This window comes from Tissierella creatinophila DSM 6911 (assembly GCF_001940565.1).
GTDB lineage: Bacteria > Bacillota > Clostridia > Tissierellales > Tissierellaceae > Tissierella_A > Tissierella_A creatinophila.
In genome coordinates this window covers 1-8,153 of sequence record NZ_LTDM01000033.1, presented here as the reverse complement: position 1 = coordinate 8,153, position 8,153 = coordinate 1, and the positions used below count along the sequence as shown (strand labels likewise).

The 8,153-nt window shown below is 29.6% G+C and carries 9 protein-coding genes; all 9 read left to right on the top strand.

All coding sequences use genetic code 11. The features are described from left to right. Positions 1–32: 32 nt before the first annotated feature. The 9 genes from TICRE_RS08810 (at position 33) to TICRE_RS08775 (ending at position 8,104) form a co-directional block, all read left to right on the top strand. A complete protein-coding gene (locus TICRE_RS08810) occupies positions 33–536 on the top strand; it encodes a host-nuclease inhibitor Gam family protein (protein ID WP_075727234.1) in 504 nt (167 codons plus the stop codon). Position 537: 1 nt separating this feature from the next. Next, positions 538–696, top strand: a complete 159-nt coding sequence (locus TICRE_RS13270; protein WP_158016502.1) for a hypothetical protein — start codon at positions 538–540, stop codon at positions 694–696. 1 nt (position 697) lies between these two features. Then, positions 698–1,405, top strand: coding sequence for an AAA family ATPase (locus tag TICRE_RS08805; protein ID WP_075727232.1), 708 nt, complete (start codon positions 698–700; stop codon positions 1,403–1,405). Then, on the top strand, positions 1,368–2,696 hold the full coding sequence (locus tag TICRE_RS08800; protein ID WP_075727230.1) for a DEAD/DEAH box helicase: 1,329 nt from the start codon (positions 1,368–1,370) through the stop codon (positions 2,694–2,696). Before TICRE_RS08805 ends, TICRE_RS08800 begins: the two co-directional genes overlap by 38 nt. 20 nt (positions 2,697–2,716) lie before the next feature. Next, entirely contained in the window at positions 2,717–3,196 is a 480-nt protein-coding gene (locus tag TICRE_RS08795; RefSeq protein ID WP_075727228.1) for a DUF669 domain-containing protein, read from the top strand. A 15-nt stretch (positions 3,197–3,211) separates the two neighbouring features. Next, positions 3,212–4,483: an N-6 DNA methylase gene (locus TICRE_RS08790; protein WP_075727226.1), complete on the top strand. Its 1,272-nt coding sequence runs from the start codon at positions 3,212–3,214 to the stop codon at positions 4,481–4,483. Continuing rightward, positions 4,476–4,913, top strand: a complete 438-nt coding sequence (locus tag TICRE_RS08785) for a hypothetical protein (RefSeq protein WP_075727224.1) — start codon at positions 4,476–4,478, stop codon at positions 4,911–4,913. Before TICRE_RS08790 ends, TICRE_RS08785 begins: the two co-directional genes overlap by 8 nt. Before the next feature lie 32 nt (positions 4,914–4,945). Next, complete coding sequence (locus TICRE_RS08780; RefSeq protein ID WP_143583124.1) at positions 4,946–7,510, top strand: phage NrS-1 polymerase family protein; 2,565 nt, start codon at positions 4,946–4,948, stop codon at positions 7,508–7,510. Between the two features lie 279 nt (positions 7,511–7,789). Then, on the top strand, positions 7,790–8,104 hold the full coding sequence (locus TICRE_RS08775; protein WP_075727220.1) for a VRR-NUC domain-containing protein: 315 nt from the start codon (positions 7,790–7,792) through the stop codon (positions 8,102–8,104). Positions 8,105–8,153 lie beyond the last annotated feature (49 nt).

Here is an 8,153-nt window from a genome sequence, read left to right as displayed (position 1 = left end):
TAGAAAGTACATTTTTATAGGAGGAATAAATAATGACTGAAACTTGGAAAATAAAAAACGATAATGAAGCAGAGTGGATTATAGAACAAACTAATGATGATCTATTAGAAATTGAAAGATTTAAGTATTCCTTAGAAGAAAAAATAGAAACTTTAAGAATTAAATTAAATAAATTGAATGATGAAGAGGACTCTATAAAAGAAAGAAGGGATTCTTATTTACTAGAATATTTTGAAACTATCCCAGAAGAATTAAAGAAAAAAACTAAAACTCAAGAAAAATATAGATTACCTTCTGGTGAAATAGTTAAGAAATATCCTGCTCCAGAGGTAAGAAGAGAAAATAATAAATTATTAGCCTGGATTAAAGAAAACAAAATGAATGATTATGTAGAAGTGAAAGAAATTCCTAAGTGGGTAGAGTTGAAGAAAATAACACAAACAGTAAATGGACAAGTAGTTACAGAAGATGGAGAAATAGTAGAAGGTATTGAAGTAATAGAAAGACCACCAGTATTGGAATTTAAGGAGGTATAAAATGTACTATCTTATATTTATATATACTTGCGAGACATATGTACATGAGTTTAATACGGAAGAAGATGCTTTAAAGGACTATGAAAGTTATAAGCATGTCAGTGAAAATATTTGCAAAATTATACTGTCAAAAGGTATTCAATTAAATAAGGAGGTATAAGATGTTAAATATAACAAAAGCAACAGATATAAAAGAAACTAAAGGAACTTATCTAATATATGGACCTCCTGGAATAGGAAAGACTACTTCTATTAAATATTTACCAGGTAAAACTTTGGTATTGGATGTAGATAGGACAAGCAAGGTTTTAAGAGGATGTAAAGATATAGATATAGCTGAAATAGATAATATAAATACTTGGGATCATTGGGAGAAAGTATTACAAGATATAGTAAAAAATAAAAATAACTATTCCCAGTATAACAATATAGTCGTAGACAATATTTCTGAACTTGAAAGATGTTTGTTATCAGATTTAGGAAGTAAAGGTAAAAACAAGGGTGTACCTAGTATGGGAGATTATCAGTATCTACAGTTTAGATTAGTTAATTCTTTAAGATACATGAAAAGTTTAGATTGTAATTTAATTTGGATAGCGTGGGAATCAACAGATCTATATACAACAGCTGAAGGACAACAATTTAACAGAGCATATCCTCAGATAAACAATAAAATTTTAAATAATATAGCTGGTTTATGTGATGTGGTAGGTAAGTTAACTTTTAACAAAGAAGGAAATAGAGGCTTTGTATTGATGCCTACAAATGATGTATTTGCTAAGAATCAATTAGATGATAGAAAAGGTGCTTTACAAAGTGAGTTGATAATAGATGGAACTAAGGCCATACCAAATAAACCTACTAAATAAAACAAGAAAAGCTTACTTACAAGGATTTAAAAGCCCTTGTATAGTAGCACCTTGTGGGGCAGGCAAAACTGTTATCATGTCGGACATGGCAAAGAAAGCAACTGAAAAAGGCAATAGAGTATTATTTTTAGTTCATAGAAAAGAACTAAAAGACCAAACTTTAAACACTTTAAAATGGTGGGGTGCTGATATGGACTATATAGAAGTCGGTATGGTTCAAACAATAGTTAGAAGATTGGAGAAAACCATTAAGCCTAATCTTATAATTACAGATGAAAACCACCATGCTTTAGCTAAGAGTTACAGACAAATTTATGATTATTTTCCAAATGCTAAGTTGGTGGGTTTTACTGCTACACCCATCAGGTTAAATGGTGGAGGGTTGGGTGATGTAAATGATGTTTTAGTAGAAGGTCCTACAGTAGACGAATTAATAGAATGGGGAAATTTAGCACCTTTTAAATATTATGCTCCAAAGCTAGTTGATACAGATAACCTAAGGATTAGAGCAGGAGATTATGTTAAAAAGGATATAGAAGATTTATTTACTAATAAAATTTATGGTGATGTTGTAGCTCATTATAATAAATTATCTAAAGGTAAAAAAGCCATTGTTTACTGTAGTGGAATTAAGCAATCTAAGGAAGTCGCAAAGGTATTTAACGAAAATAATATTCCAGCTAAACATATTGACGGAAACACTAAAAAAGAAGAAAGAGATAAAGTAATACAGGACTTTAGAGATGGAAAGATATTAGTTTTATCAAATGTAGATCTAGTTTCAGAAGGATTCGATATACCAGATTGCAATACAACTATACTATTAAGACCAACAAAATCGTTAGGCTTATACATTCAACAGTCTATGAGGTCTATGAGGTACAAGGAAGGGAAGACGGCAATCATTATAGACCATGTAGGAAATGTTAATAGATTTGGATTACCAAATTTAGATAGAAAATGGAGTTTAGAAACTAAACCTGGAAGTAATGAAACTGAACCAGCAGAAAATCCAGTAAAACAATGTCCTGAATGTTATTCTACACTGCTAAGTAATTATGTGTTTTGTGAGTGTGGATATGAGTTTAAAGTTGAAGAAAAAGAAGTAGAAATAATTGAAGATGCAGAACTTGAAGAAGTAACGGAAAGTTTTGTAATAAACACTAAGGGATTAGAGTTTGAAAGTCCTGATGAATGTAAAAGTATGAAAGATTTATCAGAATATGCAAAGGCAAGAAATTATAAACAAGGTTGGGTTTATTTTCAATCTAAGTCAAGAGGATGGATATAAAAATCTAAGGAGGAATAAAAATGTTTAAAGTAAATTATGATGAAGTAAAGGAATTTGGAGATATAGAACCAGGAGAATATGAGGTATTAGTTCATACAGCAATAGAAAACGTAACAAACAATGGAGCTATATTTATGGACATACAGTTAGTAATTAGAAATGATATACAACAAAAGTTTAAGAATTTTAGAATATTCCACAAAGTTTTCCAAAGTAAGGCGACAGGAGAATATCATTCAGGTTTTGTTAATGCTATGGCAAAGGCTTTTCAAATCCCAGATGGTCAGCAATTTAATTCAGTAAACGATTTATTGAATAATTTCAAAGGTAAAACTGCGAAAATAAGAGTAGAAAATAGAGAATATAACGGTAAAAATTATGCAGATGTAAAACAATGGTATGTATCTAGTTTCCCTCAAGTAAACCACCAATGGAAAACAGAAGATTCTCCTTCTATTGCAGACTTTAATCCAGTAAGTAATGACGATATACCATTTTAGTAGGTGGTTGATTATATGTTGTCGATAGAACAAATAAATAAATTGTTAGGTGTAGAAGAAAGCTTCCACGCCTCCTATAAATTAATGGAAGTATTGGGAAGTGAAGAAGATAGAAATAATCTATTTGAAGAATTCCTAAAACTAGAGACAAATTTATACTATGATTGGTTTTTAAATTATTATCAATCGGAGCATTCAGACAGAAAAGGAAAAGGACAAGACTTTACACCTGATGAAGTATCAGAAATCGCAAGTAGGATATTGAGACAGGGAAGATCTAATTTAGATATATGTGCCGGCGTTGGTGGATTAACTATAAAAAGGTATGCGGATAACCCCAATCAAGATTTTTATTGTGAAGAGTTTTCAGACAGGGCTATACCTTTTTTACTCTTTAATTTAGCAATAAGAAACATTAAAGGCATAGTAAGACATGGTGATAGTCTTACAAGGAGATTTAAGGCAATCTACAAACTGGAAAAAGGGGACAAGTTTAGTAGTATAGAAATACTAGATGAAATAGAAGATATAAAAGTTGAAACTATAATAATGAATCCTCCGTATAGTCTAAAATGGTCGCCAGATAAGAAGTATTTAGAAGAAAATAGATTTAAAGAATTTGGAATATTGGCACCAAACAGCAAGGCAGATTATGCTTTTTTATTAACTGGATTAGATCAATTAACAGAGAATGGTAAAATGGCAATCATATTACCACATGGAGTGTTATTCCGTGGAGGATCAGAAGGAATTATAAGAGAAAAGCTAATAAAATTAAACTATATAGAATCAATAATAGGGTTACCTGGAAAGGTATTTTACAACACAGATATTCCGACAGTAATATTGGTATTAAAAAAGAATAAAGAAAACAAAGACATCTTATTCATAGATGCGTCAGAAGAATTTAAAAATGCACCACCGAAAAATGTAATTGAAGAAAGACACATAAATAAAATACTAAAAATATATCAAAACAATAAAGAAATAGATAAATTTAGTAAATTGATTAAATTTGATGAAATAAAAGAAAATGATTTTAATTTAAATATACCAAGATACATTGATAAGTATGTAGAGGAGTATGTACCTCCTTTGGCAGATATCTTAAAAGACTTGATAAAACTAGACGAAGAAATAGAAGCAAAGCAACTTGAATTTGCTAATACGGTAGGTCAACTCACTAGCAAGAGTATAGAAAAGGATAGAGAGTTAAGTAATTTTGCCAAATACCTTAAAAATAGGGGAACTACGAAAAGAAAGGGGCAGATTAGTTTTTATGATTGAAAATTATAAGAAGTATAAATTAAAAGATATAGCAAAGTATGAAAGAGCTAAAAAAGGAACTATTTATCCAATAGGTTCTACAATAATTCAAATATCAGCCTCTAAAGGAGAAGTAGAATATTTAGAAGATGATATGGAAGTAGTAGAAGGTAAATATGCCGTAGTGATACCTGATAAAAATATTAATAAAAGGTATTTTAATATAGTTGTAAATAAAAATATTAAACGTTTTTTTATGAAATATCAATCGGGTTTAAATATTCAAATTAAAGATATTGGAGAAATCGTAATAGAGTTACATGAAAGAGATATTCAAGATACTATAGCAGCTCACTTTGAAGCAATAGAAGGAGATGAGAGAGCAATAATCAGAGAAATAGGCATAATGACTACGCTTAAGAACAGATTCTTGAGAGATTTATTTATCTAAAAAAAATCCATAGCATTAAATACTTACTGGAGGTGAGAAATATTTACGATAATATACCAGGAGAGTTAAAAAAGATTAATAACTGGGTGTGTTGGGACTCTAAAAAAGTCCCAATCAACCCTAAGAACGGACAATATGCAAAAAGTAATGATCCTTCTACATGGGCAGATTATAAAACAGCAGTTGAAACATCTAAACGTTTTAAAGGTATAGGCTTTATGTTAGGAAATACTGATTATGTAGCCATAGATATAGATGATTTAGAAAACAATAAAGAAGTAGCAAGAGAATTTGTAGATAATTTAAAATCTTATACAGAATATTCTCCAAGTAAAAATGGTATTCACATATGGATTAAAGGAAAAGTTGATATAAATAAATATCGTAAAGATAAGGTGGAAATGTATGATCATACATCCCCAAGATATTTAACTTTTACAGGAAATAAGATTGGTGAACATACTGAAATAAACACAAACGTTACTGATGATTTAATGAAGCTTTATAAAAAATATATAGATATTGAACCTAAAAAAACAAATGTTATACAGATGCCAAGTAAGTCTTTGGAGTTATCTGAAAGAGAGATTATAGATGCAATACAGAAATCTAATCAAGCTAGTAAATTTGATAGTCTTTATAGTGGTAGCTGGGAAACTTATTACAGTAGTCAATCAGAAGCAGATTTAGCATTAAGCAATATGTTAGCATTTTGGACTGCTAAGGATTATCAAAAGATGGATACTATATTTAGAAATAGTGGACTTATGAGGGAAAAGTGGGACGAAAAAAGAAAAGATGGAACTTATGGAAGTATTATTTTAAGTAAGGCCATAAATGACACTAGAGATGTTTATACACCTAAGGATACCTATTGTATTAGTGTTGACCAATCACAGCCTATTACCCCTCAATTTGGAAGTAATAGTGTACAAGCTATAGGTAGGGCTTATCATAAACAAACATCAGAAGGGCCATCAATGATTTCAACTTTTATTATTGAATTAAAAGAAATTATTAAAGATGATTTAGACGGAGAATTTTATTATAGGGCAAACTTCATATCACAAGATTATAAAGAAGAATTAATTTTCAAGGCTAAAGAAATGAATAATAAAAATGATTTTATGAGTTTGCTTCAGCATCCTAGTTTTTCTTTTTCGGGATCACTAAATGATTTACAGGAAATAAAAAAAATATTATCTAATCAGCCTTATGAAACTGTAAGAGGTGTAAGTTTCATTGGTTTCCATGAAATAGATAAAAAAAGAGTGTTTATAACTCAAGATAAAGCTATAAACAGTGATTTTAAGGAAATAACAGGGATTACAGTAAATGAAAGTGAACAAGTTGTTAATAGTGATATTTTAAAACAAGAGGAAATAACCAAGAAAGAGTTAGAGTTATTAGCAAAACATCTATTTAAGTTTAATGACTTAGATATAACTGCATCTTTAATTAGTATTTTACCAGTTTTTATGTTGAAGCCTTTATTATTTCCTAAAGGAATAAAAACACCACATCTAGTTATTTATGGAGAAGCAGGGGCAGGAAAGTCGCAAACAATAGAATCAATATTACTACCATTTTACAGTTTAGATAAAGAAAACATATTATCTTGTAGTAATGTTACACAGTTTAGTTTATTGAAGTCTTTAAGTAATACAAATGCCCTACCGGTTATTTTAGATGAGTATAAACCTAGTTTTTTAGCAGAGCATCAAGTAAGACTTATATCGGACAACCTAAGAAATACTTATGACTGCCACAATGCCACTAGAGGAACGAAAAATCAAAAGGTAGTCAGTTACCCTATGGTATCCCCTGTAGTCTTAATAGGGGAGGAAGGGCAAGAGGAAACAGCTATAAAAGAAAGGTCGGTAATACTTAATTTTAATAAAAGGTCTAGAATTGGAAAAGAAGAACACTTCAAATTTTTAAAAGGGCATCCAGGACTATTAAAGAAATTAGGTAGAAGCATATTAAGTAAAATTATAAAAGCTGATGTAGACAAATTAATTGAAAGAAGAACAGATTTATTAGATGGATATTTATCTAAAGATATTACAGAAGATAGAGTTCAGGAAAATATAGGAAATATGTTACTTGGATTTGATTTAGTGATAGATGTATTTAGAGATCTAGGATTGAACTTTGAAAAGTTAACAGATACAAAAATATTAGATGTAATAAGCTCTATCAATAAAAATCTATTTAGAGAGGTACTAGATGAGAATAAAACTACTAAATCAGTAATTGATAATACTGTAGAATTATTTTCTAGTATGGCAGATATCGGGTTGATTCATTATAATTATGAATTCACTATAGTAAATGACAATGAGTTAGCTTTTCACATGCCGAGTTTATATCCCAAGTTAACTAAATTTATAAGAGAATATAATATATCAACTGAGGTACTAACAAGTCAGAATCAATTTACTAGGCAACTTAGAAGTGCAGAATATTTTAAAGAATATAAGGCAGTAAAGTTTGATGGTAAAAGTAAAAGGTCTTTTGTTTTAGACACGGAGGCTTTGAAGAAGATAAATATAGATATAGAGGGAATTAAAAATAAAGTTACTGAAAGAGTCTAAAAGTAACTAAGGTAACTATAAAGTAACTAAATGAGTAACTAATTCAAATGGCTTGAAATAAAAGGTTATAACTATAAGTAACTAAAGTAACTAATAATTAATTACACACTATATAGAGAAAAGTTATATATCAATATATCCGTATTATATATATTGAGACCTATACTAAAAAGTTAGTTACTTTAGTTACCAAGCTAGAAAGTGGCTAAAGATAGACATTTAAAATGGTTACTAAAACAGTTACTTATTGGTTACCGAGTAACTAATAGGAGGTATAATATGAAAGAAAAAGATATACAAAATGAAATTAGATTAGCTTTAAATCCTTATGCAGTAGTTTTTAGAATAAATGTAGGTAGTTTTATGAGTGAGACAGGCAGAATGGTGTCGACAGGAGTTCCTAAAGGTTTCTCTGATTTATTCGGAGTTAGAAAATCAGATGGACGAGCAGTATTTATAGAAGTTAAAAACGAAAAAGGTAAAACATCTAAGTATCAAGATAATTTTCTAAAACAGATGAAAAAGGCAGGTGCTATAGTTGGAGTTGCAAGGTCGGGAGATGAAGCGATTGATATTGTTAAAGCAAATATATAATGCAGCTATAGAAAGATACAACAATATGGAAGAATGGATTAAGACTGCA

Excerpts from the sequence above, each read along its gene's own strand:
- TICRE_RS08810 (WP_075727234.1), top strand. The coding sequence starts at position 33 with ATGACTGAAACTTGGAAAATAAAAAACGATAATGAAGCAGAGTGGATT.
- TICRE_RS13270 (WP_158016502.1), top strand. The coding sequence starts at position 538 with ATGTACTATCTTATATTTATATATACTTGCGAGACATATGTACATGAG.
- TICRE_RS08805 (WP_075727232.1), top strand. The coding sequence starts at position 698 with ATGTTAAATATAACAAAAGCAACAGATATAAAAGAAACTAAAGGAACT.
- TICRE_RS08800 (WP_075727230.1), top strand. The coding sequence starts at position 1,368 with ATGGAACTAAGGCCATACCAAATAAACCTACTAAATAAAACAAGAAAA.
- TICRE_RS08795 (WP_075727228.1), top strand. The coding sequence starts at position 2,717 with ATGTTTAAAGTAAATTATGATGAAGTAAAGGAATTTGGAGATATAGAA.
- TICRE_RS08790 (WP_075727226.1), top strand. The coding sequence starts at position 3,212 with ATGTTGTCGATAGAACAAATAAATAAATTGTTAGGTGTAGAAGAAAGC.
- TICRE_RS08785 (WP_075727224.1), top strand. The coding sequence starts at position 4,476 with ATGATTGAAAATTATAAGAAGTATAAATTAAAAGATATAGCAAAGTAT.
- TICRE_RS08775 (WP_075727220.1), top strand. The coding sequence starts at position 7,790 with ATGAAAGAAAAAGATATACAAAATGAAATTAGATTAGCTTTAAATCCT.